Raw genomic sequence first — 25,087 nt, 5'->3', positions numbered from 1 at the left:
CGAGCCCCACGTGGCCCCTCGACGAGTCGGAGGGGGCCACACGTGGCCTCTCGACGGTTGGGACCCGCGGTCAGTCGACGAGGTCGAGGGCGATGTCGACGATCGGCGAGGAGTGGGTCAGCCCGCCGACGGAGATGAAGTCGACGCCCGTCTCGGCGTAGTCACGGGCCACCTCGAGCGTCATGCCCCCGGTGGCCTCGATCTCGACCGGCTCGCCGGCTGAACGCAGCAGCTCGACGGTCTCGCGCAACACCTCGACCGACATGTTGTCGCACATGACGAAGCGGGCCCCGGCGTCGTAGGCCTCCTGCGCCTCGGCCGGCGTCGTCACCTCGACCTGCACGTCGACGTCGGGGAACCGCTCGCGCACCAGGGCGTAGGCAGCGGCGACCGAGCCGGCCGCGAGCTTGTGGTTGTCCTTGATCATCGCGACGTCGTAGAGGCCCATCCGCTTGTTGGTGCCGCCGCCGCAGCGCACGGCGTACTTCTCGAGCCAGCGCATCCCGGGCGTCGTCTTGCGGGTGTCGAGGACCATCGCGCCGGTCCCCTCGAGCGCGTCGGCCCACCGTCGCGTGTGCGTCGCGACGCCGGAGAGCCGGCTGAGGAGGTTGAGGATCGTCCGCTCGGCGACGAGCACGACCTGCGTCGGGCCGCTCAGGCTCGCGATGACGTCGCCACGCTCGAGCCGCGCCCCATCGTCGTTGACGACCTCGACCGCCGGCACGTCAGCGCCGATCTTCTCCGCCACGGCCGCCAGCACGAGCCCGATGACCGGCACGCCTGCCACCACTCCCGGCGCCCGGGCGACGATCTCGGCGGTCCGCACCTGGTCGGCGGGGATCGTCGCCAGCGTGGTGACGTCGAGGCCCTGCGGCCCGAGGTCCTCGCGCAGCGCCACGGCCACCAGCTCGTGCGCCCACTCGAGCGGGAACCCGCTCAGCCCGTCGCCACTCACGCCGTCTCCTCCGGTCCGTTCTCCGAGTTCGTATGCCGCCCAGCCGGTTTCGCGCTCCCCGCCCCGTCCGCCCGGTCCTCGTCAAGGACGTCCAGAGGCACCGAGCCGTCGAGGTCGAGGCCCTCGAGGTTGGAGCGCGGCACCGGCACGACCTCGGCGGTCAGCAGGCCGGCGTCCGACCGCCGCAGGTGCACGTGGTGCAGGAAGTGGTCGTCGTCCCGCCCCGGGAAGTCCTCGCGCACATGACCGCCACGCGTCTCCTCACGCAACGCGGCGGCATACGTCAGCGCGCGGCCGACGTGGAGCAGGTTCGTCGTCTCCCAGCTCTGGGGACCGCCCTGTCGGTCGGCGGCCTCGGTGACGGCGCGTGCGGCGAGGTCGCCGAGCGCCTGCTCGGTGGCGGCGAGGGAGGTCGCGGAGCGCACCGTACCGGCGCCGGCCGTCATGGAGCGCTGGATGTCGAGCCGGCGCTTGCTGCGGACCAGCTCGGGGGCGCCGTCGGCCGTCACGGGCGTAGTCTCGGGCAGCTCGCCCGCGCCGAGCCGGGAGGTCAGGTCGTCGGCGATCCGACGGGCGAAGACGAGCCCCTCGAGCAGGGAGTTGGAGGCGAGACGGTTGGCGCCGTGCACGCCGGTGCACGAGGTCTCGCCACACGCGTACAGCCCCTCGAGAGAGGCGCGCCCGTGCAGGTCGGTGCGCACGCCGCCGCTCGCGTAGTGCTGCGCTGGCGCGACGGGCAGCAGCTCGGTCGCGGGGTCGAAGCCGAGCTCGCGGCAGCGGGAGACGATCGAGGGGAACCGGTGCTCGAGGAAGTCGGCGCCGAGATGGCGGCAGTCGAGGTAGACGTGGTCGGTGCCGGTCTCGCGCATCCGGGCGATGATGGCCCGGGCCACGACGTCGCGCGGGGCGAGGTCGGCGAGGGGGTGCTGGCCCAGCATGAACCGCTCCCCCGCCTCGTCGACGAGGAAGGCGCCCTCACCGCGGACCGCCTCGGAGATGAGCGGCTGCTGACCGCGCGAGCCCTCGCCGAGCCACAGCACCGTGGGGTGGAACTGCACGAACTCGAGGTCGGACAGCACCGCGCCGGCCCGCAGCGCGGCCGCCATGCCGTCGCCGGTGGCGACGGACGGGTTCGTCGTCGACGCGTAGACCTGGCCGAGCCCGCCGGTGGCCAGCACGACCGCGCGGGCGTGCGCGGCGCCGACCCCGTCGACCTGCCCCTCGCCGATGACGTGCAGCGTGACGCCGCAGACGCGCTGCTCGGCGTCGGTGAGCAGGTCGAGGACCAGGGCGTGCTCGATGACCTCGATGCCCGGGTCGTCACGCACCCGGTCGAGCGCGGCGATGAGGGCGCGGCTGATCTCGCGGCCCGTCGCGTCACCGCCGGCGTGGAGGATGCGGTCGCGGTGGTGGCCGCCCTCGCGGGTCAGCGAGATCTTGCCGGTGTCGCCGCGGTCGAAGTCGGCGCCGAGCGCGATGAGGTCCCACACGGCGTCGGTGCCCTCGGTGACAAGCGTGCGCACCGCGTCGACGTCGCAGAGTCCGACGCCCGCCACCAGCGTGTCGTGGATGTGCTCGGCCGGGCTGTCCTCGGGTGACATGACCGCGGCGATCCCACCCTGCGCCCAGGCCGTGGACCCCTCGTCGAGCACCGTCTTCGTCACGAGCAGGACCCGGTCGACACGGCGCCGCAGCCGCAGGGCGGTGGTGAGCCCGGCGATGCCGGAGCCCACGACGATGACGTCGGCCGTGGTGGTCCAGCCGGGCGCGGGCGCGCTCAGGCGGCGGGGGATGCTCACGTCGGGGAGCCCGCTCTGCGGCATACGCCTGGCCTTTCGGTCTCGTGGTGGTGCGGGGTGCGGGGTGCGGTGACGTGGACGGCGGAGGCTGCACGCCGACGTCCGCCGGGCACGTCACATCGTGCCCTACCGGGGGCGTGTGGTTGCGCCCGATGCCGTATGCCGGCCGCCGCGTGGGCGCCCGCCGACCGTCACGGCTGGCTGAAGGTCTCGAGGGCGCCGCCCCCGGGGCCCACCAGCACCGGCAGGTTGTCGATGAGGCGGGTGGTGCCCACCCGGCCGGCGACGGCGAGCAGGGCCTCGCCGCGGTACCACTCCGGCACGTCCTCGAGGGTGTCCGGGTGGACCAGGACGAGGTAGTCGACGAGCGCGAGCGGCTCCTGCACGAGGACCGCGCGGGCGGCCCGGCGCACCGCCGAGGGACCCTCGACGGCCGCGGCCGCGCCCGCGCGCAGGGCCGCCGACAGGCACAGGGCCGTCTCGCGGTCCGACGGCGTGAGGTAGGTGTTGCGGCTCGACATCGCCAGGCCGTCGGGCTCGCGCACCGTCGGCACCGAGACGACCCGCACCGGGAAGTCGAGGTCGCGGCACATCCGGCGGATGAGGAGCAGCTGCTGGGCGTCCTTCTGGCCGAAGTAGGCCGCGCTGCACCGGGTCAGGTGCATCAGCTTGGCGACGACGGTGAGCATCCCGTCGAAGTGCCCGGGCCGCGACTGCCCCTCGAGCACGTCGCCGAGCGGGCCGGCCGAGATGCGGACCCCCGGGTCGCCCTCGGGGTAGACCACGTCGGGCGTCGGCGCGAAGACGAGGTCGACGCCGGCATCGGTGCAGATCTGCAGGTCCGCGTCGAAGGTGCGCGGGTAGCGCGAGAGGTCCTCCTTGGGCCCGAACTGCAGCGGGTTGAGGAAGATCGTGACGACGACGTGCCGGTGCGCCGCCCGGGCCTGTCGGATCAGCGTCGCGTGCCCCTGGTGCAGGGCGCCCATCGTCATGACCACGGCGACGTCGCCGTCGTCGAGGCGGGCCCGGGCCTCGCTCAGCTCGTCGCGGGTGCGGGCGACGACCGGGGCGGTCACTCGGGCGGGCACGCCTGTCCCCGAGCCTGTCTGGGCGGTCACGGTTGGTCCTCCTCGTGCGCGAGCAGCTGGAGCAGCGGGTCCGCGACGTCCGCCCGGAGGCGGCCGCTGAGCAGCGCCCGCTGCGCCGTCGCGCGGGCCAGCGCCAGGTAGGTCGGGCGGATGTCCGGCGCCACCGTGCGCAGCATCGCGACGTGCTCGGCAACGGTACCGGCATCGCCGCGGGCCACCGGGCCGGTGAGGGCGGCATCACCTCGCTGGAGCGTGTTGGCGAGCGCCGCGGTCAGGAGCGGCTCGAGGACCCGCGCCGGATCGTCCACCCCGGCCTCGCCGAGCAGCTGCATGGCCTGGGCGACGAGGGTGGTGAGGTGGTTGGCGCCGTGGGTGAGGGCCGCGTGGTAGGTGACCCGGTCCTCCTCGGCCACCCACACCGGGTCGCCGCCCATCTCGATGACGAGCGCCTCCCCCAGCGGGCGCGCGAGGTCGGTCGTCGTGACGCCGAAGCAGCAGTCGACCAGGCGGTCGAGATCGAGGGCCGTGCCGGTGAAGGTCATCGCCGGGTGCAGCGCGAGCGGCACGATGTCGCTGTCGGCGGCGGCCTCGAAGACGTCGATACCGTGGGCGCCCGAGGTGTGCACGACGAGCTGCCCCGGGGTGAACGTGCCTGTCGCGCTGAGACCCGCGACGAGGTCGGCGAGCGCGTCGTCCGGCACCGCGAGCAGGACCAGGTGCGCCCCGGCCACGACCTCCGGCACAGGCTCGACGGGGACACCGGGCAGCAGCGTGGCAGCCCGCTCGAGGCTCTCCTCGCTGACCGCCGAGACGCCCGTCACGACGTGGCCGGCCCGCACGAGGGCGGCGCCGAGGACGGCACCGACCCTCCCGGCGCCCACGATGCCGACGTCGAAGCGGGCCGGACGCTCGGAGGGGCTGCTCACGCACGGCACGCTATCGCCTACAGTCGCAAGGCGTGGACCCCCTTCCCTGGCGCGAGGCGTGGCACGAGGCGCTGTATGCCGCCGGGCGGGGCTTCTACGTGGCGCGCGGAGGGCCCGCGGCCCACTTCACCACCGCGGCGCACGGCCCGACCGGCGCCGCGCTGGCCCGGGCCCTGCTGCGGCTGTGGCTGCGTGACCACGACGAGCCGCCGGCCGTCGTCGTCGACGTCGGCGCCGGCCGCGGCGAGCTCGCCACCCACCTCGTCCATGCCCTCGCCGAGTTGAGGTATGCCGTCGCGTCCGACCGCGAGGAACCACCTCGACCCGGGGACCCCGATCCAGTCGAGTGGGCACTTTCCGACGGCTTCGAGCGTCGCGAAGTGCCCACTCGACGTGGCGAAGTGCCCACTCGACGTGGGGAGGTGGCGACGCGCGTGGTGGCGGTGGACGTCGTCGAGCGGCCCGAGGGGCTGGACGAGCGCGTCGAGTGGCTGCGCTCCCCCGGCGGTGCTGCCCTGCCGCCGCAGCTGGACCACCTGCGCGACGCCCTCGTCGTCGCCCACGAGTGGCTCGACGTCGTGCCGTGCACCGTGGCGCAGGTCGACACCGACGGCACCGCACGCACCGTGCTCGTCGACCCCGAGACCGGCACCGAGACACTCGGCGCACCCCTGTCGGGCGCCGAGCAGGCGTGGGCCGCCCGCCACTGGACCGGGTCAGGTCCCGGCGACCGCATCGAGGTCGGCCTGGAACGCGACCGGGCCTGGGCCGACCTCGTCTCCCGCGTCGACTCCGGCACGCTGCTCGCCGTGGACTACGGCCACACCGCGGCGGCGCGTCCGAGCGGGGGGACGCTCACGGCATACGCCCTCGGGCAGCAGACGGCGCCCGTGCCCGACGGCTCGTGCGACGTCACGGCGCACGTCGCGATGGACAGCCTCGACGCCGACGAGGTGCGGCCCCAGCGCGAGACGCTCCGGGCGCTCGGGGTGACCGGCACCACCCCGGCCCACGCCCTGGCCACGCGTGAGCCCCTCGCCTACCTCGCCGCTCTCGAGCGGGCCGGCGCGGCCGCCCGGCTGCTCGACCGGACAGGTTTCGGCGGTTTCTGGTGGGCGGTCAAGCGTGTGGGCGGTCAGCCGTAGCCTGAGTCGTATGCGTCGTCTGGCCTCCGTCCTGCTCGCCCTGGGGCTGCTCGCCCTGGGGCTGCCCGCGGCCGCCGTCGCACACGACGTGCTCGAGCGGACCGACCCGGCCGAGGGGACGAGCATCACGCACCTGCCCCCGCAGGTGACGCTGACGTTCGCGGAGCCGCCCCTGCAGATCGGGGCGCAGGTCGTCGTGACCGGACCGTCCGGTCCCGTGTCGTCCGGCGCGCCCACCGTGCGCGACCGCGACGTGACGCAGGCCCTCTCGCCGTCGGCTCCGGGCGGCGACTACACGGTCTCGTACCGCGTGACCTCCGACGACGGCCACCCCGTGACCGGGTCCTTCTCCTTCCACGCCACCATCGGCCTGGACGGCTCGACGGCCACGGCGGCCGCCACCGTGCACGTGCGACCGCTGGCGAACAGCGAGGACTCCCAGGACTCGCTCTTCGTGCCGGTGCTGCTCACGGTCGTCACCACGGTCATGCTCGTGGCCGTCGGCGGCTACCTGCTACTGCGCAGCCGCGAGGCCGACCGCAACCACCGGGGCAACAGCCCGGGCAACCCCCGGGCCTGACGGGGCCTCAGGCCTGCGGCACGCGCTCGACGACGAGTCGCTCGTAGCCGCGCAGCACAAACGTCGGGCGCCGCTCGGCCTCGACGACACGAAGCGCCCCGAGGCGCCGCAGCAGGGCGCGCACCGAGATCTGCAGCTCCATGCGCGCGAGCGGCGCGCCGAGGCAGAAGTGGATGCCGGCGCCGAAGGCCAGGTGCGGGTTGGGCTCGCGCGCGGCGTCGAAGCGGTCGGGGTCGGCGAAGAGCGCCGGGTCGCGGTTGGCGGCACCGAGCAGCGCAGCGACCTTCTGGCCCTCGCGGACGGTCACCCCCTGCAGCTCGACGTCGGTGGTGGCGGTGCGCTCGAAGAGGTGCAGCGGTGAGCCGTGGCGCAGCATCTCCTCGACGAGCCGCGCGACCGCCGCGTCGTCGTCGAGGCCGGCGAGGACCGCCTCCTGCTGGGCGGGGTCGGCCAGCAACGAGGCGAGGCCGTTGCCGAAGCCGTTGACGCTGGCCTCGTGGCCCGCGTTGAGCAGCAGCACCACCGTGGCGACGAGCTCGCGGCGCGAGAGCCGGTCACCGCCGTCGCGCTCCTCGACGAGCGCCGTGAGCAGGTCGTCGCCCGGGTGCGCGACGCGCTCGGCGGCGAGCGCCTCGACGTACGCGGCGAACTCGTCACAGGCCCGCTGCGCCTCGCGCTGGGCCTCGGCGGACGGCGCCACCTCGTACATCCGCACGATCGCCTGCGACCAGTCGCGCAGGCGCTTCCAGTCGGACGCGGGCGCCCCCAGCAGCTCGCAGATGACGAGCACCGGCAGCGCCTCCGCGTAGGCCTCGATGACGTCGAACCGGCCTCCGTCGACCTGCTCGGCGGCCGCGTCGAGCAGCTCACCGGCGATCTGCTCGACGCGCGGGCGCAGCCGCTCGATGTGGCCGCGGTTGAAGGCGCCGGCGACGAGGCGGCGCAGCCGGGTGTGCTTCGGCGGCTCCGAGTCGAGGATCGAGTCGGCGTGCAGCCAGTCGAACACGGTCCACGGGTCGTCGTCGGACGCTGCGCGCGACCGGAAGATGCGCCCGAGGCGCCGGTCGCGCAGCGTGTCGTTGGCTGCCGCGTGTGTCGTCGTGACCCACAGGCCGAGCCCGTCGTGCCACAGGACGGGGCCCTCCTCGCGGGCGCGGGCCAGCGCCGCATAGGGGTCGGCGACGAAGGCCGGATCGTCGAGGTCGAAGGTCGCGCGCGGGGTGGTCGTCGAGCTCACGCTCCAACTGTGCCGCACCGCATGGCGGGGGCGGGAGGAGGGTCCGCCGGGCGGACCCGCGCAGGAGGCACACGGCATACGCACGCCGTGGGGGTCGTAGGCTCGGGCGCATGACGGAGACCACCGCCTCGTCACCGCACGCGCGGCAGGCCCTGACGGTCGGCGTCGGCGCCGGTGGCCTCGCGACCGCCGACATGGTGCTCAACATCGGCCCGCAGCACCCGGCCACGCACGGCGTGCTGCGGCTGCGGATCGTCGTCGACGGCGAGCGGATCGTCAGCGCCGAGCCGATCATCGGCTACATGCACCGCGGCGCCGAGAAGCTCTTCGAGGTGCGCGACTACCGCCAGATCATCGTGCTCGCCAACCGGCACGACTGGCTCAGCGCCTTCTCAAACGAGCTCGGCGTGGTCCTCGGCGTGGAGCACATGCTCGGCATGGAGGTGCCCGAGCGGGCCGTGTGGGCGCGCACCGCTCTGGCCGAGCTCAACCGGGTGCTCAACCACCTGATGTTCCTCGGCAGCTACCCCCTCGAGCTCGGCGCGATCACCCCGGTCTTCCACGCCTTCCGCGAGCGCGAGGAGCTGCAGGCCGTCATGGAGGAGGTCTCCGGCGGCCGGATGCACTACATGTTCAACCGGGTCGGAGGCCTCAAGGAGGACCTCCCGGCCGGCTGGATGGGTCGCGTCGACAAGGCGATCGCCAACGTGCGGGGGCGCCTGCCCGACCTCGAGCGCCTCGTCGTCGGCAACGAGATCCTCGAGGCACGCACCCGCGGGGTCGGGGTACTGACCCGCGAGACGGTCGAGGCGTACGGCGTCTCGGGACCCATCGCCCGGGCGAGTGGGCTCGACGTCGACCTGCGCCGCGACGCCCCCTACCTCGCCTACGGCGAGCTGTTCGGTCCCAAGGGGCCGGGACGCGTCGTCACCCGCACGGCCGGCGACTGCCTGGCGCGCCTCGAGGTCCTGCTCGAGCAGGTGCACGTCTCGCTCGACCTCGCCGAGGCCTGCCTCGACCGGCTCGTGCAGCTGCCTCAGGGCCCGGTCAACGTCAAGCTGCCCAAGGTGCTCAAGGTGCCCGAGGGCGAGATCTACTGCGCCACCGAGAACCCGCTCGGCTTCAACGGCTACTACCTCGTCTCGCGCGGGGACAAGACGCCGTGGCGCCTGAAGCTGCGGTCGGCGTCGTTCAACAACATCAGCGTCCTGTCCGAGATGCTGCCCGGGCAGCTGATCGCAGACATGGTCGCGATCCTCGGGTCGATGTTCTTCGTCGTCGGGGACGTGGACAAGTGAGGGGCCGTATGCCGTCGCGCCGGGTCTCGCGCGAGAACGTCCTCCGCGGGGCCGCCGTCGCCGCCATCACCGCGGCGATCACGCTCGCGGCGGCCTGCTCCGACGAGGACACCGTCAACACGGTCCCGCCGCCGTGGCCGACGCAGACCACGAGCCCCGACGGGCCGCCGAAACCGCCCACCACCACGTCGACGACGACCAGGCCACCCACGCCGACGGCCACCGTCTCCGGCACCACCTGAGCGGGTCAGTACGCCGGGACGCCCAGGATCCGAAGCCGTCCCGAGACGGCGTCGATCACCGGCCGGGAGCCCAGCCGCCGCACCAGCTGCAGCCGGGCGGAGCGGGAGATGTAGCTGGCCGGGCACGCCGTGTCCCGCGGGTTCGGCTGCGAGGTGCCGCCGACGACGACCATGTCGTCGAGCTCGACGACATGGGCGGCCAGGCCGACGTCACAGGGGCCGCCGCCGATCCCCACGTCGACCGTCGCGCCGTTCACGGCGATCAGCCGGTCGGCCGGGTGGACGAGGAGCGGCGCCTCGGGCAGCCCCGGCAGCGGCCGGACCGACCCGGGCAGCTCCCACTGCAGGACCCCGTCCCCGACGGCGACGACCGAGATCGGGTGCGAGAGGCCGTCGATCGTCAGCCGCCAGACGGGGACTCGTACACCACCCGTGTTGGTCCGGACCACCGCGTCGGCGCGCTCCGCCCGGGTCACCACGAGCCGGCAGGAGGCGGCCGGGACGCCGTCGCAGCTGCCGGGAGCCTCGGAGTCCGCACGCAGGGCCCGGTCGAGGGAATCACGGGGGCCGATGACGCGGACGGGCCGGGTGGTCCGTCCTGACGTCATGGTGCCCGACCCGGTCGCGTGGGCCGGGACCCCGGGGGCCACCTCGACGTTGCGCGCGTTCCAGGCGATCTTCTGCTCGCTGGTGTCGAATCCGAGGTCCAACGCCCATCCCGAGAGCAGCACCGGAACGGAGGGTGGGGTGGGCACCCCGGCGCGGCGGACGGCCTCCGCCACGACCGCTGCCCGGCCGGCGAAGTCGGGGGGTGCCGGAGCGACGGGCGCGGTGGTGGCTGCCGACCCCGGCATGCCGGGGTCGGCAGGAAGTCCGGGCGACGACGTCGAGGTGCCGCATGCCGCGAGCGCGCCCGTGGCCGCGAGCAGGAGCCCCGCGGCGACGCTGGCGGCACGGCTCGAGTGCCCGCGCGGTCGCCGCCGGCGCGGCCTCCCCGGCGAGGCCGGCGGCGCGTCGCCCCGCGCCTGGTGTGTCTGCATACGACTGATGACACCACGCGAAGGCCCTTCGTTGCGGCCGCCCGGGGCCCGCGCCGGACCGGTGGCACAAATCGCCACCCGAGGTGGACCGTCAGCTGCGGTCTGAGTCGTTCTCGTCCTCGTCGTCGCGCGGGCGCAGCCGGCACCAGGCCTGCACCACCATGCCCGCCGCCGCCAGCAGCAGCGCGATGACCGCGTGCACCGCGAACGCCCAGATGCGCGCCCGCTGGGACTCGATGTCGGCGTCCGGCAGCAGCACCAGCACGTTCGCGACGTACCAGCCGACGAGCACCGAGCCCGTCAGGGCACCGGCCTGGCCGAGCACGAGGGTGCGGGCGGCACGCAGCGGCGTGATGGTCGGGTTGGGGTGGCCGTCCCGGACCTGGCGCACCTGCCAGCCGCCGACGAGCAGGGCGGCGCCGAGGAACACCATGGCGACTCCCCCCACCCAGCCCGGGTCGGGCACGAGGTTGCCGCCGGAGGCCAGCCAGCGCAGCAGCAGCCACGCCACGACCGTCGCGGCGACGGCGGCGAGCACGAGCGTCGTCACGCGGATGCCGGCGTGGGGTCTCACTGCTGCTCCCATCCCGGACCGGGCCGCACACCCGATCGGTCGAGGTCGGCGAGGAGGTCCGCCACAGGACGTATGCCGCCGTCCCCGTCTGTCACCCGCAGCGTGGCCTGCGGGTCGGCGTCGGTCCACGGCACGAGCACGAAGGCGCGCTCGTGGGCGCGCGGGTGGGGCAGGAGCAGTTCCGGCTCGTCGCTGACGACCTCGCGCCTGCCGCCGGGCGTGCCGTACTGCAGCAGGTCGAGGTCCAGGGTGCGTGCGCCCCAGCGGACCTCCCGGGTGCGGCCGTGCTCGGCCTCGATGCGGTGGAGGGCGGCGAGGAGGTCGGCCGGGGCCAGCGTGGCCCGGCCGACGGCGACGGCGTTGAGGTAGGGCGGCTGCTCGGGGCCACCGACCGGGTCGGTCTCGACCAGCGACGAGACGGCAGTGACGGTCAGCCCTGGCAGCTCCCGCAGGGACTGGACGGCGGCGGCGAGGGTCTGCCCGCGGTCGCCGAGGTTGGAGCCGAGCGCGACGGCCACGTGGGCGGCGTTCGCCCGGTGCACGCGTACCTGCACGTCGGTGAAGGGCTGGCCGACGGGTGCCTCCGGCTTGTGCACGACGACGTCGACGGCGTCGACGAGGTCGTGGCGCAGCACGTCGTCGGCGATGACCTCGGCGAGGCGCTCGATGAGGTCGAACGAGGGGCCGGTGATGCGCGCTACCACGGCGTCGGCGACCTCGGCGTAGTTGACCGTGGCGGCCAGGCCGTCGGAGCGCCCGGCCCGCTCGAGGTCGCAGTGCATCGTGACGTCGACGAGGAAGGTCTGCCCGTCGCGCTTCTCGAAGTCGAGCACGCCGTGGTGCCCGCGGGCCGAGACGCCCTGCAGGACGATGCGGTCGGCGGCCATCAGCCGTGGTCCTCCTGCCGGTCGGGGGCGAGGTCGGGATCGTCGGCGTCGGGCGCGTGCTCGAGGGCGGCCTGCACGACGGACAGGGCCCGCACCGTGGAGGCGACGTCGTGGACGCGCACGCACCACAGGCCGGCCATCGCAGCCATGACGGAGGTCGCGGTGGTCTCGAGGTCCCGGTCCGCGGCCGGTCGGGGCGCCTCGCCCTCGCCGCGACCGAGCCGGCCGAGGAAGGTCTTGCGGGAGGCCCCGAGCAGCACGGGCTGGCCGAGGTCGTGCAGCACCGGCAGTGCCGCCAGGAGGGCCCAGTTGTGGTCGGCGTTCTTGGCGAAGCCCAGGCCCGGGTCGAGCACGAGCGCCTCGGGCTCGATGCCCGCTTCGAGCAGCTCGTCGCGGCGGCGCCCCAGCTCGTCCAGCACGTCCGCGACGACGTCGTCGTAGACGGCGCGGGACTGCATCGAGGTGCTGTGGCCGCGCCAGTGCATCGCGATGAAGGGAAGACGGTCGGCTGCCACCCACGGCACCATCTCGGGATCGGCCAGGCCGCCGGAGACGTCGTTGACGATCTGCGCGCCGGCATCGACCGCGGCCCGGGCGACCGAGGCGCGCATCGTGTCGATCGACACGACGGCCCCCTCCGCGGCGAGGGCTTCGACGACCGGCACGACCCGGCGCAGCTCCTCCTCGACGGAGGGGCGTCCGGCGCCGGGGCGGGTCGACTCGCCGCCCACGTCGACGATGTCGGCGCCGGCGTCGAGCACCTCGAGGCCATGGGCGACGGCGGCCTCGTGCTCGAACCACTCGCCGCCGTCGGAGAAGGAGTCCGGCGTGACGTTGACGACGCCCATGACGAGCGTGCGGTCCTGGACCTCGAGCAGGCTCGCGGCGTCCGCGCGCCCTCGGGGTCGACGGCGGTCGGGGGCTGCTGGCGCGTTCATGGGCGCCATTGTGTCGTCGCCGGTGACGGGCGTGCTGCGGTGGAGGGGCCGCCCGCCGTCACTTGTTGCCCTCGAGCATCAGCGCCATGGCCTCCGCTCGAGTGGCCGGGTCGCGCAGCTGGCCACGCACGGCGGACGTGATGGTGCTCGCGCCCGGCTTGCGGATGCCGCGCATCGACATGCACAGGTGCTCGGCCTGGACCACGACGATCACGCCCTGCACGTCGAGGTGCTCGACGAGGGCGTCGGCGATCTGGGTGGTGAGCCGCTCCTGCACCTGGGGCCGACGGGCGAAGACCTCGACCAGCCGGGCGAGCTTGGACAGCCCGGTGACGCGGCCGTCCTTGCTCGGGATGTAGCCGACGTGGGCGACGCCGTGGAAGGGCACCAGGTGGTGCTCGCACGTGCTGTAGAGCTCGATGTCGCGCACGATGACGAGCTCCTGGTGGTCGATCTCGAACGTCGTGCCGAGGACATCGGCGGCCGACATGTCGAGACCGGCGTAGATCTCGCTGAAGGAGCGGGCGACCCGGGCCGGGGTGTCGAGCAGCCCCTCGCGGTCGGGGTCCTCGCCGATGGCCAGCAGCAGCTCGCGCACTGCCTTCTCGGCGCGCGCCTGGTCGATCGCCACGTCAGCTCTTCTCGTCGGGGTTGACGCGTCCGTCCTCGGGCACCTCGATGACCTGCTCGGCCGGGTGCTCCTCGGCGAGCGGGTGGGCGCCGACGGACGCGGCCTCGTCGATCTTGCCCTCGAGCGCCTTGTCCGCAGGCACGGGCGGCGGCAGGTGGCCGTTCTGCCCGTTGGACCCGTTGAGGGCGGCGATCTCGGCCGGCGTCAGCACCGGCGGCCGGTCGCTGAGCTGACGCGTCTGCGAGGAGAGCCAGGTGGGGCGCTCCGGCTGCTTGACGACCGGCGAGAAGAGCTGGGCGAGCTCGTGGGCGTTCAGCGTCTCCTTCTCGAGCAGCTCGAGGACGAGCTTGTCGAGCAGGTCGCGGTTGGCGTTGAGCGCGTGGTAGGCCTCGTCGTGCGCGGCGTCGATGAGGCTGCGGACCTCCTCGTCGACGACGCGGGCGATCTCCTCGGAGTAGTCGCGCTGGTGGCCCATGTCGCGGCCGAGGAAGACCTCGCCGTTGCTCTGGCCGAGCTTGATGGCCCCGACCCGCGAGGACATGCCGTACTCGGTGACCATCTTGCGAGCCATGCCGGTGGCCTTCTCGATGTCGTTGCTGGCACCGGTGGTCGGCTCGTGGAAGACGATCTCCTCGGCGACGCGGCCACCGAGGGCGTACGCGAGCTGGTCGAGGATCTCGTTGCGCGTCGTGGAGTACTTGTCGTCGATCGGCATGACCATCGTGTAGCCGAGGGCGCGACCGCGCGGCAGGATCGTCACCTTGGTGACGGGGTCGGTGTGGTTGAGCGCCGCGGCGACGAGGGCGTGACCGCCCTCGTGGTAGGCCGTGATCTTGCGCTCCTTGGCCGACATGATGCGGGTGCGCTTCTGCGGACCGGCGATGACGCGGTCGATGGCCTCGTCGAGCGCCGGGTTGTCGATGACCTTCTTGTCGCTGCGGGCGGTCAGCAGCGCGGCCTCGTTGAGCACGTTGGCGAGGTCGGCGCCGGTGAAGCCCGGGGTGCGGCGGGCGACGGCGAGCAGGTCGACGTCGGGGGCCATCGGCTTGCCCTGGGCGTGCACCTCGAGGATGCGGTGGCGACCGATCATGTCGGGCGCGTCGACGGCGATCTGGCGGTCGAAGCGGCCCGGGCGCAGCAGCGCGGGGTCGAGGATGTCGGGGCGGTTGGTCGCCGCGATGAGGATGACGTTGGTCTTGACGTCGAAGCCGTCCATCTCGACGAGCAGCTGGTTGAGCGTCTGCTCGCGCTCGTCGTGGCCGCCGCCCATGCCGGCACCGCGGTGGCGACCGACGGCGTCGATCTCGTCGACGAAGACGATGGCGGGGGCGTTGGCCTTGGCCTGCTCGAAGAGGTCGCGGACGCGGCTGGCGCCGACACCGACGAACATCTCGACGAAGTCCGAGCCGGAGATCGAGTAGAACGGCACGCCCGCCTCACCGGCGACGGCACGGGCCAGGAGGGTCTTGCCGGTGCCGGGCTGGCCGTAGAGCAGCACGCCCTTGGGGATCTTGGCGCCGACGGCGAGGAACTTCGAGGGCTCCTGGAGGAACTCCTTGATCTCCTGCAGCTCCTCGATGGCCTCGTCGCAGCCGGCGACGTCGGCGAACGTCACCTTCGGGGTGTCCTTGGTGGCGAGCTTGGCGCGGGACTTGCCGAACTGCATGACGCGGTTGCCGCCGCCCTGCATCTGCCCCATCAGGAACCAGAAGAGGCCGAGGATGAGGATGACCGGAAGCACCGAGAAGAGGAACGAGCTGAACCAGCTCGGCTGGTCGATCTGGTCGGTGTAGCCCTTGGGCGGGTTGGCCTTCTCGAGGGCGTCGACGACCTGGCCCCCGCGCGCGTCGACGTAGTAGGCGTAGACGCTCTGGGCGTCCTTGACCGAGCCGTCGGGCGAGGTGTACGGCGACTTGAGCTGGAGGGTCATCTGCTCGTTGTTGAGCAGCGTCGCCGACTCCACCTGGCCGGAGCTGATGAGCTTCATCGCCTCGGACGTGTCGATCCGGGGAGGGCCGGACTGCGAGAACATCATGCCGAAGACGAGCGCGCTGATGAGGACCAAGATCCACAACAGTGGGGTGCGCAGAATCCGCTTAGCGTCCATGTACGTGCGAGGCCGTCGGCCCCGGTCCTCCTGCTCGTCCGGTGAGTTGGTCCACCGGCACAACGTCCGGCGGACTTCCAGTGTTCCGCATGCGGCAGGCTGCTGACCAACCCGTCCGTCCAGGGTTGCGTACCCGCCGCGGCTCGGGCCGTACGCCGCGGGCTCGGTCAGTCGGTGGCGGCGCGCAGGGCCTCGAGGACGCGACGGTCGATGCCGTCGGGGCTCAGGCGTGCCTCGTAGTTGGCGTTGCCGGCCCAGTCGGCCAGTGCCGTGGCCACGTCGTCGCCGTCGAAGCCCAGGCGCGCCAGGCGGCCCCGGACCTCGTCCGCCAGCTCGCCGTCGAGCGGCTGGACCCCCTCGGGCTTGCCGAAGTACATCTCCCACTCCGCGAGCAGGCGCCCCAGCTCGGTGACCGGGTCTGCGTGGTCGTCGACGCGCAGGTCGGCCAGCACCCCGCAGCCGTCATAGCCCGAACCCGGCTCGACGGCATACAGCGCCGCGCTCTGGCGCCCGCGTGAGTCGCCACCGGCGGCGTCACCGGCGACGAGGGCGGCGTGCAGCCGCTGGGCGAGCGGCCGGCCGGCCGACTCGTGCCAGGCGCGTTCCATCTCCTGGACCACCTCGGGGCCGGTGAGGATGTTGCCCTGGATGGCGTATGCCGTGTCGCCGTCCTCGCGCGCGACGCCGCCGGCCCAGGGGTTGCACTCGGCACCGGTGAAGGTGGCCGCCGAGTCGATGCCCACGACCCCGACCTGGCGGGTCTCGCGGCCCTCGTCGAGCGCGGTGGCCGCGGCCAGCGCCTCCTCGGCCTGCTCCCCCGCCGCGAGGCGCCCGAGGAGCTCCTCGCGGTAGGCGAACCGGGCGAAGGACTGCGTGGCGACGGCGCCGACGCCGGTGCGGGCGTCGGGCACGACCGCCCCGACGGCGAGGAACTTGCTCGCGACGGCGACGCCGTAGGCATCACCCTGCCGCGCGACGATCGAGAAGGTCATGCGCTCTCCCGGGTCAGGCGTAGACGTGCGGGGCCAGGGTGCCGACGCAGCGCAGGTTGCGGTACTTCTCGGCGTAGTCGAGGCCGTAGCCGACGACGAACTCGTTGGGGATGTCGAAGCCGACGTACTTGACCGGGATGTCGACCTTGACGACGTCGGGCTTGCGCAGCAGCGTGCAGATCTCGACGGAGGCCGGGTTGCGCGACTCGAGGTTGGACTTGATCCACGACAGCGTCAGGCCGGAGTCGATGATGTCCTCGACGATGAGGACGTGGCGGCCGCTGATGTCGGTGTCGAGGTCCTTGAGGATGCGCACGACGCCGGAGCTCTTGGTGCCGGAGCCGTAGGAGGAGACCGCCATCCAGTCCATCGGGGCGGTGCCGGGCAGGGCGCGCATGAGGTCGGCCATGACGACGACGGCGCCCTTGAGGACCCCGACGAGCAGGAAGTCCCTGCCCTCGTAGTCTTTCCAGATCTCCTCGGCGAGCTCGGCGAGCCGGGCCTGGATCTGCTGCTCGGTGAGCAGGACCTCGGCCAGGTCTTCTCCCATGTGCTCGTGGTCCACGAAGGCTCCTTGCTGTGCGGTGGTGCGGGTGAGGGTCGTGCGGGCGGCACCATTCAACCGCACCCGTCCGGCGGCTCGTCAGGCGTGGGCGGTCTGGCGCAGCGGGCTGAACACGATCGCGCCGCCGGTGCGGGCGACCGCGATGCCGCCCGGGACGTGCAGCGGGCCCTGGCCGTGCCAGGAGGTGAGCAGGGCGTCGAGCGACTCCACGTGCGCGGCGCTGACGTCGGCGAGCGGCGCCCCGGCCTCGGCGGAGAGCAGCCGCCACACGCGGGTGCGGATCGCCCGCGGCAGCCGCGAGAGCGCCTCGAGGTCGACCCCGTCGCCGTCCGGCCCGGCGGGCAGGCCGGCCCGGGCCTCGATGGCAAGGCTCTCGAGGTAGTCGGCGTCCTCGCGCAGCAGGTCCGCGCTGCGGGCCAGCGCGGCCGCGAAGCCCGGGCCGAGCTCGGACTCGAGCGCCGCGAGCAGCCGCCGGGCGCGCACCCGCCGGAAGGAGTCGTCGCTGTTGTGCGGGTCGACCCAGGGCTCGATGCCGTATGCCGCGCAGGCGGCGAGCGTCGTGGCGCGCGGGAGGGCGAGGAGCGGGCGCACGAAGCGGTCGCGGCGCACCGGCATACCGCTGAGCGAGCGCGCCCCGGAGCCACGGGAGAGGCCGAGGAGCACCTGCTCGGCCTGGTCGTCGCGGGTGTGGCCGATGAGCATGAGGAACGCGCCGAGCCGGTCGCCCACGGACGCGAGGGCGGCGTAGCGCGCGGTGCGGGCATCGGCCTCCGCGCCGGCGCCTGTCGTGCGCACCTGCGCCTGGACGACCTCGACAGGGTCCAGCCTCAGCTCGCGGCAGAGCGTCGCCGCCTCCCGGGCGACCTGGGCGGAGCCGTCCTGCAGGCCGTGGTCGACGACGACGGCGCCGGCGCGCACGCCGGACCGGGGGGCCTCGAAGGCGAGGGCGGCAGCGAGCGCCACAGAGTCGGGGCCGCCCGAGCAGGCGACGAGGACGAGGCCGCCCTCCGGGACGTCGGCGAGGTGCTCGCGCACGGCCAGCCGGGTGGCGGCCACGGCGGGATCGGGTCCGGGCATCTCCGCGGGGCCCCGCATCAGCCGTGGACCCGGCGCACCCAGGCGTCGGGGTCGAGGATCTCGGCGGCCCGGGGCAGGGTCTCGGGTGAGGACCAGACGGCGTTGAAGCCGTCGCGCCCGACCCGGTCGGTCACAGCGCGCACGAAGACGGCACCGTCGCGGTACTGCCGCATCTTGGCCTCGAGACCGAGCAGCTTGCGGAGCAGCCGGTCGACGCCGACGGCACTGTTGCGGCGCTGGTCGAACCGGCGGCGGATCTCGCCGACGCTCGGGATGACGCGCGGGCCCACGTCGTCCATGACGACGTCGGCGTGGCCCTCGAGCAGCGACATGACCGCGGTGAGCTCGGCGATCTGCGCCTTCTGCTCGGGCGTGGCGAACAGCTGCGCCAGGCCCTCTCCGGAGGTGAGCACCTCGGGGAGGTTGCGGGTCAGCTGCTCGAAGCGGCGCGAGAGGTCCTCGGGGGTGGGTGCGAGGTCGACGGCGAGGGCCTGCGTGCGGGTCACCATGTGCTCGCGCAGCCAGGGCACGGCGGTGAACTGGACGCGGTGGGTCTCCTCGTGCATCGCCACCCAGCGTCGGAAGTCGGTGGGGTCGACCTGCAGCTTGCGCTCGGTGGCGACGATGTTGGGCGCGACCAGCAGCAGGCGCGGGGTGCCGTTCGGCGCGAGGTCGTACTGGCCGAGGACCTTGGAGGAGAGGAAGGCGAGCAGGGCCCCCATCTCGGCTCCGGTCACCTTGCCGCCGATCGCGGCGGCCGCCGCGTTGGTCTGCGACTTCTTGGACGCGTTCAGCTTGTCCACGACCGGGTCGAGCATGGACTTGAAGGAGTCGACGTTGGCGCTGATCCAGCCCGCCCGGTCCACGACGAGCGGGGCCGGGGCGTCGGCCGGCGCGCGGAGGTCGCTCGTCTCGGCGACCGGGGCCACGGCGGAGGCGGCGGCGTCGCGCAGGTCGGCCACGATGGCGGCGGCCTCGTCGCTCGACACCTGCGGGCCGGGGTTGACGATGGCACGGCCGGTGCGCTTGGCGAACTCGTAGTCCACCGAGGCGGCCGGCGCACCCCCTCCCGAGCGGTCCGGGCGACCGACGCCCTCCGGCAACGGGGTGGTGCTGTCTGTCATGCCAGGCCTTTCCGTGCAGTGACGATGCGACCCGAGCGGCTCACCGGACCGTCAGCGACAGCCGCACGAGGCGATCGCCGCTACGAACCGGTCCAACGCCGCCCGCGCCTCGTTGGTTCCTGCCCCAGCGACCATACCCACGAAGACGAGCAGTCGACCGCTGTCGTCGACCACGCTCCCGGCCAGCGCGTTCGCGCCCGTCAGGGTGCCCGTCTTGGCCCGCGCGCGGCCCGCAGCGTCGTGGTCGGCGCCGGCCAGACGGTCGGCCATGGTGCCGGTCAGGCCGCCGATCGGGAGGCCGTCGAGGGCCTGCCGCAGCACCGGGTGCTGCCCGTCGTAGCCGAGGACCAGCACGTCGGAGAGCAGGTCGGCCCGGATGCGGTTCTCGCGGGAGAGTCCGCTCGCGTCGGAGAGGGAGACCCCGCGCGTGTCGAGCCCGAGGGCGCCGACCTGCGACACCACCCAGGCCCCGACCTGCGCGAAGGCCGTGCCGGCCCCCGAGCGGTAGGCCGCCTGGCGGCTGAGGATCTCGGTGAGCGCGTTGTCGCTGTCGGTGAGGGCCAGGGCGAGCTGCTCGCGGACCGGGGCCGACTCGACGCTGCCGAGGACTGCCCCGGGGCCGCCGGCAGGCGCGGTGGGCGTGGCCGTGCTGGTCTGGGGAGTGGGCGCGGTCGTCACCGACGGGCCGGGCGTGGGCAGCGGCGAGCCGGGCACGCCCGGGGCCCGGCCCCGTGGTGCCAGCACGACGGTGACGCCGAGCGACCCGAGCTGGCGGGCGAAGGCGTCCCTCACCGCGGCGACCGGGTCGGCCGGGCCGGGCGCTCCTCCTCGGGCCCGCTGCGTGGACAGGCCGAGCATGGCCACGGCCCCCGTGATGCCGGAGCCGCGGAACGTCGGTGCCCAGGTGGGCGCGGTCGTCGGCCCGTCGGCGTACGTCTCGTCGACGTAGAGCGTGACGCGGCGGGTGCCCTGCGCCTTCAGCCTCTCGGCGACCTGCTCGGCGAGGTCGCGCAGGCCGGCCCGCCCCGCCACGGCCTCCGGGTCGCCCTTGCCGGGGTTGAGGAGCGAGTCGCCCCCGGCGACGAGCACGACCTGGTCGGGCCGGTCCCCCTCGCGCACCACCGTGCGCAGCGTCTCGTCGGGCGCGAACACCTGGCCGATGGCCGTGGCCGACAGGAGCTTCGTCGTCGAGGCCGGGATGCGCGGCTCGCTGCCGCGCTGGTCGAACAGGACCTGACCGGTCTGCCCGTCGCGCACGACGAGGGCCGAGTCCCGCAGCGCGGCGAGCGAACGCACCGCTGCGAGCGCCTTGGTGACGCCCTCGATCGAGGGCGCCTCGGCATCGCCCGCCAGGGACGGCAGCAGCGGACCGGCAGAGGTGGGCAGGCTCGGCTGCGGCACGAGCGGCAGGGTCCGCGTCGCGACCGTCTCGGTGGGCGGTGGTGGCGGCAGTGGACGCATCGTCAGCACCCCGGGCGCGGCGTCGGCGACGTCGAGGACGGCATACCCGAGCACGACGGCCACGAGCGACCAGGCGACGGCTGCCCCGTAGCCGCGACGACGCTGCGGCCCCCGCTGCGCCATCACGTGCTCCCGTCGTCGGTGTCCGCCCTGTTTCGCGCAGGGACCGGCCTTGCTGACACACTGTCGCGGACGATTCTGTCAGCCGCCGCCGGATGCCCCTGCACCCGAGCGCGCCCGACGAGCCCGAGAAGGGGAAGACGTGGAGTTCGACGTCACCATCGAGATCCCGCGCGGACAGCGCAACAAGTACGAGGTCGACCACGAGACGGGCCGGATCCGCCTCGACCGCTACCTCTTCACGCCGATGGCCTACCCCGCCGACTACGGCTACATCGAGAACTCGCTCGGCGAGGACGGCGACCCCCTGGACGCGCTCGTGCTGCTGCCCGAGCCGGTCTTCCCCGGCGTCGTCGTCGAGGCCCGCCCGATCGGCGTGTTCCACATGACCGACGAGGCCGGCGGCGACGACAAGGTGCTGTGCGTGCCGGTCGACCCGCGCACCGCCGACGTGCAGGACATCACCGACGTGAACGAGTTCACGCTCAAGGAGATCCAGCACTTCTTCGAGCGCTACAAGGACCTCGAGCCGGGCAAGCACGTCGACGGCTCCGACTGGGGCAACCGCGCGGCCGCCGAGAAGATCATCGGCGAGGCCTTCGACCGCGCCAAGGAGCAGGGCACCTCGACCGCCCGCTGGGCGATGCCCGAGGGCCACTGAGCCGGACCGCTCACCGCACCGCGATTTCTCCAACCGAACGCAGCGTTCGGTCTCGAACACCGTGTTGTAACAGTGTTTTCGAGACCGAACGCTGCGTTCGGCTTTTGTCGGGGGGGCCGGGGTTGCCGCGCTAGGGGTCAGCCGGCCTCGGCAGCCTCCGTGGCGGCGACCGCCACGGCCTCACGCGGCGGCTCGGGCTGCGGCGTCGCGCCTGGTGCCGGGCGCGGCCGCAGGACGAGGGCGGCCACGAGCAGCGCGACGACGGTGAAGGTGGCCGACGTCCGGAAGGCCGGCTCGACGCCCGGCACGAACCGGCCGGGAACCGCCTTCGACGCGTACACGCTGACGATCGCGGCCAGCCCGACCGCGCCGCCGAGCTGCTGTGCCGTCTGCAGCAGGCCCGAGACCGTCCCCGCCTGGGCGCGGTCGACGCCGCCGAGGACGATGACGGTGACCGGCATGAAGACGAGCGCCGCCGACACCCCGTTGAGCACGAGGGCACCGAGCAGGTGACCGGCATACGTCGTCGTCGTGGAGATCCCGCTCAGCCACACGAAGCTCGCCGTCAGGCCGATGGCGCCGACGATCAGCAGGACCCGGGGCCCGACGGCCGCGACGAGGCGGGCGCTGACCCTGGAGGTCGCGAAGATCGCGAGGCTGAGGGGCAGGAAGGCCGCGCCGGTCGCCACGGGGCTGAAACCGAGGACGAGCTGGAGGTACTGCGTCACGAGGAAGAACGTCGAGAACTGCGCACCGACGACCAGCGCCATGAGCACGAGCGCGCCGGCTCGGCTCCGGTTGCGCACGAGCGCCAGCGGCAGCAGCGGTGAGGCGACACGCGACTCGGTCCGGACGAAGAGCGCGAGCAGGAGCACGCCCGCGGCGAACGAGGCCAGGGTCACCGGCGCGGTCCAGCCGTAGTCCGGCGCGCTGATGAAGCCGTAGACGATGCCGACCGACCCGAGCGTCGCGGTGACGGCACCGACGACGTCGAAGCGGCCCGGCACACGCGGGGTCTCCGTGACGAAGCGGCGCGCCAGCACCAGGACGACGGCGCCGATCGGCACGTTGACGAAGAGCGTCCAGTGCCAGCTCACGTAGTTGGTCAGGACGCCGCCGAGGAGCAGTCCGATGGAGGCGCCGGCCGACGAGACCGCGGTGAAGAGGGCGAGTCCCCGGTTGCGTGCGGCCTCGTTCGGGGCGCTGGTCGTGACCAGCGCGAGGACGCTCGGGGCGGCGAGGGCGGCCCCGACGCCCTGGAGCGTCCGGGCTGCGACGAGCCAGGTGGGCGACGTGGCGAGGCCGCCGAGGAGGCTCGCGACGGTGAAGACGGCCAGGCCGATCTCGAAGCTGCGCAGCCGGCCGAGCACGTCGCCGAGGCGCCCGCCGAGGAGCAGCAGGCCGCCGAAGGCGAGCGTGTACGCGTTGAGCACCCACGACAGGCCCGCGGGCGTGAACCCGAGGTCGGCGCGGATGTGCGGCAGCGCGACGTTCACGACGGTGGCGTCGAGCACGAGCATGAGCTGGGCGACGAGCACGATGCCCAGGCCGATGGCGCCACGGCGGGCGGCGGCAGGCCGGGGCGAGTCCCCGGACGCGCGTCCGGCGTGTGCGCCGACGTGTGCTCCGGCTTGGAGCCCGGACTGCTGCCCGGGACGGGAGGGGTTGGTGGTGGTCGACATGGGGACCTCAGGCTTCGTCTGACGGGGTGGCGCGGCGCGGCGCCTGGGCGCTGCGGGCCTCGCGGGCCATGGGGATGAACGTGTGTGGGTGGGCGCCGTGGCGGTCCGCGTCGCGCGGCACGAGGGGCGCGCGGTGGGTCGTCGCGAGGTGCGAGAGGTGCAGGCGCTGGGCCTGGCGGGTGGGTCGGAGCGTGGTGGACATGAGTGCCAACTCCTCGAGATGGGTCGATCGGCTATACGATTAGCGGAGAGCCACTCCGGTTCTGCCTGACCAACAATACGGAGACTGTCTCCACTTAGCAAGGAGTTGTGTCGTGACCCCTGCCGACGCCGGGAAGGTGACGCTCGAGTCGTCACCCGGATCCGTTGCTGCACAGGGAGATTCGCAGCCAAAGCGGCCGATGCGGGCCGACGCGAAGCGGAACTACGACAAGATCCTCGCCACAGCCCGGATCGTCTTCACCGAGCGCGGCACCGACTCCTCCCTCGACGAGATCGCCAAGCGCGCCGGCGTGGGCCCGGGCACCCTCTACCGCCACTTCCCCACCCGGGAGGCCCTGGTCGATGCCCTCATGCAGGACTGGACCGACCGGGTCGCCGCCGACGCCGACGCGGCCATCGCCACCGGCCTGCCCGCCCGGGAGATGCTGCTCGGCTGGTTCGAGCACTTCGTCGACCACATCACCCTGCACCGCGGCGCCGCGAGCAAGATCTGCGCCGCCATGGACGACCCCGCCTCGCCGATGTACCGCAAGTGCCGCGTCATGAGCGACGCCAACGCCCGCGTCATCGACCACCTCCAGGCCGACGGCGACCTGCGCCAAGGCGTCGACGCGGCCAACGTCATGCGGCTCGTCAGCGGGGTTGCGAGCGTCGCCGACACGAGCCACACCGCACTGGACGTGCGCCCCATGCTCGAGGTCGTCGTGGACGGGATTGTCCGGGACTGACCCGTCGTTGCAGGTGACATGACTCTCGACCTGCGCATCTTCACCGAGCCCCAGCAGGGCGCCACCTACGACGACCTGCTCCGGGTCGCCCGCGCCACGGAGGAGCTCGGCTTCAGCGGCTTCTTCCGCTCCGACCACTACCTGCACATGGGCGGCGACGGCGGCGCCGGGCCGACCGACGCCTGGACCACCCTCGCGGGACTGGCGCGCGAGACCTCCACGATCCGCCTCGGCACCCTCGTCACCTCGGCAACCTTCCGCCTCCCCGGCCCGCTCGCCGTCCAGGTCGCCGGCGTGGACCAGATGAGCGGTGGACGGGTCGAGCTGGGACTCGGCGCCGGCTGGTTCGAGGCCGAGCACACGGCATACGGCATCCCCTTCCCGCCGCTCGGCGAGCGCTTCGACCGGCTCGAGGAGCAGCTCGCCGTCATCTCCGGCCTGTGGGCGACCCCCCGGGGCGCCACCTTCTCCTTCGAGGGCCGGCACTACCCCGTCGCGGACTCCCCCGCACTCGCCAAGCCCGTCCAGGACGGTGGGGTGCCGATCATCATCGGCGGTGGGGGCAAGCACCGCACGCCCGCACTGGCGGTGCAGTATGCCGCCGAGTTCAACGCCGCCTTCGTCTCGGCCGCCGACTCGGGCCGGCTCTTCGAGCGGGTCCGCACCGTGGCCAAGGAGGCGGGCCGCGACCCCGCCACGCTGACCTACTCGGCGGCCCAGGTGGTGTGCGTCGGCAACGACGAGGCGACCCTGCGACGGCGCGCCGAGGCCATCGGTCGCGACGTCGACGAGCTGCGCGAGAACGGGCTGGCCGGCTCGGCCGACGAGGTGGTCGAGAAGCTCGCGACCTTCGCCGAGGCCGGCACCGAGCGGGTCTACCTGCAGGTCCTCGACCTGTCGGACCTCGACCACCTCGCCGACATCGCGGAGGGCGTCCTCCCCCAGCTCGCCTGAGCCCACCAGCCCGACGCCGCCAGACCACGGCGCCCCGGAGCCCCCGGAGGCCCG

General features: G+C 73.5%; 25 protein-coding genes. 7 read left to right on the top strand and 18 right to left on the bottom strand.

Annotated elements, in window-relative coordinates:
* Positions 1 to 70 precede the first annotated feature (70 nt).
* The 4 genes from nadC to AB0316_RS13895 form a co-directional block, all read right to left on the bottom strand.
* Positions 71 to 955, bottom strand: coding sequence for a carboxylating nicotinate-nucleotide diphosphorylase (gene nadC, locus AB0316_RS13910; RefSeq protein ID WP_366273610.1), 885 nt, complete (start codon positions 953 to 955; stop codon positions 71 to 73).
* Positions 952 to 2,778: an L-aspartate oxidase gene (locus tag AB0316_RS13905; protein WP_366273609.1), complete on the bottom strand. Its 1,827-nt coding sequence runs from the start codon at positions 2,776 to 2,778 to the stop codon at positions 952 to 954. Before AB0316_RS13905 ends, nadC begins: the two co-directional genes overlap by 4 nt.
* A 167-nt stretch (positions 2,779 to 2,945) precedes the next feature.
* The gene (gene panC, locus AB0316_RS13900; protein WP_366273608.1) at positions 2,946 to 3,872 is read right to left on the bottom strand and encodes a pantoate--beta-alanine ligase; all 927 of its coding nucleotides are present in this window, start codon (positions 3,870 to 3,872) and stop codon (positions 2,946 to 2,948) included.
* Positions 3,869 to 4,777, bottom strand: coding sequence for a DUF2520 domain-containing protein (locus tag AB0316_RS13895; protein ID WP_366273607.1), 909 nt, complete (start codon positions 4,775 to 4,777; stop codon positions 3,869 to 3,871). Before AB0316_RS13895 ends, panC begins: the two co-directional genes overlap by 4 nt.
* A 23-nt stretch (positions 4,778 to 4,800) precedes the next feature.
* On the opposite strand from AB0316_RS13895, the gene AB0316_RS13890 reads away from it, so the two are divergent.
* The gene (locus AB0316_RS13890; protein WP_366273606.1) at positions 4,801 to 5,913 is read left to right on the top strand and encodes an SAM-dependent methyltransferase; all 1,113 of its coding nucleotides are present in this window, start codon (positions 4,801 to 4,803) and stop codon (positions 5,911 to 5,913) included.
* A gap of 10 nt (positions 5,914 to 5,923) precedes the next feature.
* Positions 5,924 to 6,493 (top strand): copper resistance CopC family protein, encoded by a 570-nt coding sequence (locus AB0316_RS13885; RefSeq protein ID WP_366273605.1) that lies wholly within the window; start codon positions 5,924 to 5,926, stop codon positions 6,491 to 6,493.
* A gap of 7 nt (positions 6,494 to 6,500) precedes the next feature.
* Here AB0316_RS13885 and AB0316_RS13880 read toward each other — a convergent pair whose 3' ends face one another.
* Positions 6,501 to 7,730 carry a cytochrome P450 gene (locus AB0316_RS13880; RefSeq protein ID WP_366273604.1) on the bottom strand — a complete coding sequence of 410 codons (1,230 nt, stop codon included), beginning with the start codon at positions 7,728 to 7,730 and terminating at the stop codon, positions 6,501 to 6,503.
* 110 nt (positions 7,731 to 7,840) lie between these two features.
* Between AB0316_RS13880 and AB0316_RS13875 the strand changes: the two genes are divergently transcribed.
* Together AB0316_RS13875 and AB0316_RS13870 are read left to right on the top strand one after the other, a co-directional pair.
* On the top strand, positions 7,841 to 9,028 hold the full coding sequence (locus AB0316_RS13875) for an NADH-quinone oxidoreductase subunit D (protein WP_366273603.1): 1,188 nt from the start codon (positions 7,841 to 7,843) through the stop codon (positions 9,026 to 9,028).
* Positions 9,029 to 9,036: 8 nt separating this feature from the next.
* Positions 9,037 to 9,270, top strand: a complete 234-nt coding sequence (locus tag AB0316_RS13870) for a hypothetical protein (protein ID WP_366273602.1) — start codon at positions 9,037 to 9,039, stop codon at positions 9,268 to 9,270.
* 5 nt (positions 9,271 to 9,275) lie between these two features.
* On the opposite strand, the gene AB0316_RS13865 is transcribed toward AB0316_RS13870, so the two are convergent.
* The 11 genes from AB0316_RS13865 to AB0316_RS13815 form a co-directional block, all read right to left on the bottom strand.
* Positions 9,276 to 10,310 (bottom strand): hypothetical protein, encoded by a 1,035-nt coding sequence (locus tag AB0316_RS13865; protein ID WP_366273601.1) that lies wholly within the window; start codon positions 10,308 to 10,310, stop codon positions 9,276 to 9,278.
* A gap of 91 nt (positions 10,311 to 10,401) precedes the next feature.
* The gene (locus AB0316_RS13860; RefSeq protein WP_366273600.1) at positions 10,402 to 10,884 is read right to left on the bottom strand and encodes a DUF3180 domain-containing protein; all 483 of its coding nucleotides are present in this window, start codon (positions 10,882 to 10,884) and stop codon (positions 10,402 to 10,404) included.
* On the bottom strand, positions 10,881 to 11,771 hold the full coding sequence (gene folK / locus AB0316_RS13855) for a 2-amino-4-hydroxy-6-hydroxymethyldihydropteridine diphosphokinase (RefSeq protein ID WP_366273599.1): 891 nt from the start codon (positions 11,769 to 11,771) through the stop codon (positions 10,881 to 10,883). Before folK ends, AB0316_RS13860 begins: the two co-directional genes overlap by 4 nt.
* Positions 11,771 to 12,619 (bottom strand): dihydropteroate synthase, encoded by an 849-nt coding sequence (folP, locus tag AB0316_RS13850; protein WP_366273763.1) that lies wholly within the window; start codon positions 12,617 to 12,619, stop codon positions 11,771 to 11,773. The genes folK and folP overlap by 1 nt, the downstream gene beginning before the upstream one ends.
* Positions 12,620 to 12,767: 148 nt before the next feature.
* Positions 12,768 to 13,340, bottom strand: a complete 573-nt coding sequence (gene folE, locus AB0316_RS13845) for a GTP cyclohydrolase I FolE (protein WP_366273598.1) — start codon at positions 13,338 to 13,340, stop codon at positions 12,768 to 12,770.
* A gap of 1 nt (position 13,341) precedes the next feature.
* Positions 13,342 to 15,447, bottom strand: coding sequence for an ATP-dependent zinc metalloprotease FtsH (gene ftsH, locus AB0316_RS13840; RefSeq protein WP_366273597.1), 2,106 nt, complete (start codon positions 15,445 to 15,447; stop codon positions 13,342 to 13,344).
* Positions 15,448 to 15,614: 167 nt separating this feature from the next.
* Complete coding sequence (locus AB0316_RS13835) at positions 15,615 to 16,439, bottom strand: DUF1028 domain-containing protein (RefSeq protein ID WP_366273596.1); 825 nt, start codon at positions 16,437 to 16,439, stop codon at positions 15,615 to 15,617.
* 13 nt (positions 16,440 to 16,452) lie between these two features.
* Positions 16,453 to 17,004, bottom strand: coding sequence for a hypoxanthine phosphoribosyltransferase (hpt, locus tag AB0316_RS13830; RefSeq protein WP_366273595.1), 552 nt, complete (start codon positions 17,002 to 17,004; stop codon positions 16,453 to 16,455).
* 78 nt (positions 17,005 to 17,082) lie between these two features.
* Positions 17,083 to 18,060 carry a tRNA lysidine(34) synthetase TilS gene (tilS, locus tag AB0316_RS13825; protein WP_366273593.1) on the bottom strand — a complete coding sequence of 326 codons (978 nt, stop codon included), beginning with the start codon at positions 18,058 to 18,060 and terminating at the stop codon, positions 17,083 to 17,085.
* 38 nt (positions 18,061 to 18,098) lie between these two features.
* Entirely contained in the window at positions 18,099 to 19,205 is a 1,107-nt protein-coding gene (locus tag AB0316_RS13820; RefSeq protein WP_366273592.1) for a zinc-dependent metalloprotease, read from the bottom strand.
* Positions 19,206 to 19,256: 51 nt separating this feature from the next.
* Complete coding sequence (locus tag AB0316_RS13815; RefSeq protein WP_366273591.1) at positions 19,257 to 20,789, bottom strand: D-alanyl-D-alanine carboxypeptidase; 1,533 nt, start codon at positions 20,787 to 20,789, stop codon at positions 19,257 to 19,259.
* A gap of 139 nt (positions 20,790 to 20,928) precedes the next feature.
* Here AB0316_RS13815 and AB0316_RS13810 point away from each other — a divergent pair, with 139 nt between their 5' ends.
* Entirely contained in the window at positions 20,929 to 21,447 is a 519-nt protein-coding gene (locus AB0316_RS13810; protein ID WP_366273590.1) for an inorganic diphosphatase, read from the top strand.
* Positions 21,448 to 21,584: 137 nt separating this feature from the next.
* Here AB0316_RS13810 and AB0316_RS13805 read toward each other — a convergent pair whose 3' ends face one another.
* Positions 21,585 to 23,129, bottom strand: coding sequence for an MFS transporter (locus AB0316_RS13805; RefSeq protein ID WP_366273589.1), 1,545 nt, complete (start codon positions 23,127 to 23,129; stop codon positions 21,585 to 21,587).
* A 7-nt stretch (positions 23,130 to 23,136) separates the two neighbouring features.
* Positions 23,137 to 23,331 (bottom strand): hypothetical protein, encoded by a 195-nt coding sequence (locus AB0316_RS13800; RefSeq protein ID WP_366273588.1) that lies wholly within the window; start codon positions 23,329 to 23,331, stop codon positions 23,137 to 23,139.
* 112 nt (positions 23,332 to 23,443) lie between these two features.
* Between AB0316_RS13800 and AB0316_RS13795 the strand changes: the two genes are divergently transcribed.
* Complete coding sequence (locus AB0316_RS13795; protein WP_366273587.1) at positions 23,444 to 24,079, top strand: TetR/AcrR family transcriptional regulator; 636 nt, start codon at positions 23,444 to 23,446, stop codon at positions 24,077 to 24,079.
* An 18-nt stretch (positions 24,080 to 24,097) separates the two neighbouring features.
* Positions 24,098 to 25,033 carry an LLM class F420-dependent oxidoreductase gene (locus tag AB0316_RS13790; RefSeq protein WP_366273586.1) on the top strand — a complete coding sequence of 312 codons (936 nt, stop codon included), beginning with the start codon at positions 24,098 to 24,100 and terminating at the stop codon, positions 25,031 to 25,033.
* The last annotated feature ends 54 nt before the right edge of the window (positions 25,034 to 25,087 follow it).

This window comes from Terrabacter sp. NPDC080008 (genome assembly GCF_040702505.1).
Classification (GTDB): Bacteria; Actinomycetota; Actinomycetes; order Actinomycetales; family Dermatophilaceae; genus Terrabacter.
The sequence above is the reverse complement of the archived record's forward strand: the minus strand, read 5'-3'. Positions and strand labels throughout refer to the sequence as shown.

What these genes read in the sequence shown, in the direction of transcription:
- folP (WP_366273763.1), bottom strand. Translation starts at nt 12,619, where the DNA reads ATGGGCGTCGTCAACGTCACGCCGGACTCCTTCTCCGACGGCGGCGAG.
- AB0316_RS13835 (WP_366273596.1), bottom strand. Translation starts at nt 16,439, where the DNA reads ATGACCTTCTCGATCGTCGCGCGGCAGGGTGATGCCTACGGCGTCGCC.
- AB0316_RS13820 (WP_366273592.1), bottom strand. Translation starts at nt 19,205, where the DNA reads ATGACAGACAGCACCACCCCGTTGCCGGAGGGCGTCGGTCGCCCGGAC.
- AB0316_RS13805 (WP_366273589.1), bottom strand. Translation starts at nt 23,129, where the DNA reads ATGTCGACCACCACCAACCCCTCCCGTCCCGGGCAGCAGTCCGGGCTC.
- AB0316_RS13870 (WP_366273602.1), top strand. Translation starts at nt 9,037, where the DNA reads ATGCCGTCGCGCCGGGTCTCGCGCGAGAACGTCCTCCGCGGGGCCGCC.
- folK (WP_366273599.1), bottom strand. Translation starts at nt 11,771, where the DNA reads ATGGCCGCCGACCGCATCGTCCTGCAGGGCGTCTCGGCCCGCGGGCAC.
- AB0316_RS13865 (WP_366273601.1), bottom strand. Translation starts at nt 10,310, where the DNA reads ATGCAGACACACCAGGCGCGGGGCGACGCGCCGCCGGCCTCGCCGGGG.
- AB0316_RS13815 (WP_366273591.1), bottom strand. Translation starts at nt 20,789, where the DNA reads ATGGCGCAGCGGGGGCCGCAGCGTCGTCGCGGCTACGGGGCAGCCGTC.
- AB0316_RS13875 (WP_366273603.1), top strand. Translation starts at nt 7,841, where the DNA reads ATGACGGAGACCACCGCCTCGTCACCGCACGCGCGGCAGGCCCTGACG.
- AB0316_RS13790 (WP_366273586.1), top strand. Translation starts at nt 24,098, where the DNA reads ATGACTCTCGACCTGCGCATCTTCACCGAGCCCCAGCAGGGCGCCACC.
- AB0316_RS13800 (WP_366273588.1), bottom strand. Translation starts at nt 23,331, where the DNA reads ATGTCCACCACGCTCCGACCCACCCGCCAGGCCCAGCGCCTGCACCTC.
- ftsH (WP_366273597.1), bottom strand. Translation starts at nt 15,447, where the DNA reads ATGGACGCTAAGCGGATTCTGCGCACCCCACTGTTGTGGATCTTGGTC.
- AB0316_RS13885 (WP_366273605.1), top strand. Translation starts at nt 5,924, where the DNA reads ATGCGTCGTCTGGCCTCCGTCCTGCTCGCCCTGGGGCTGCTCGCCCTG.
- AB0316_RS13905 (WP_366273609.1), bottom strand. Translation starts at nt 2,778, where the DNA reads ATGCCGCAGAGCGGGCTCCCCGACGTGAGCATCCCCCGCCGCCTGAGC.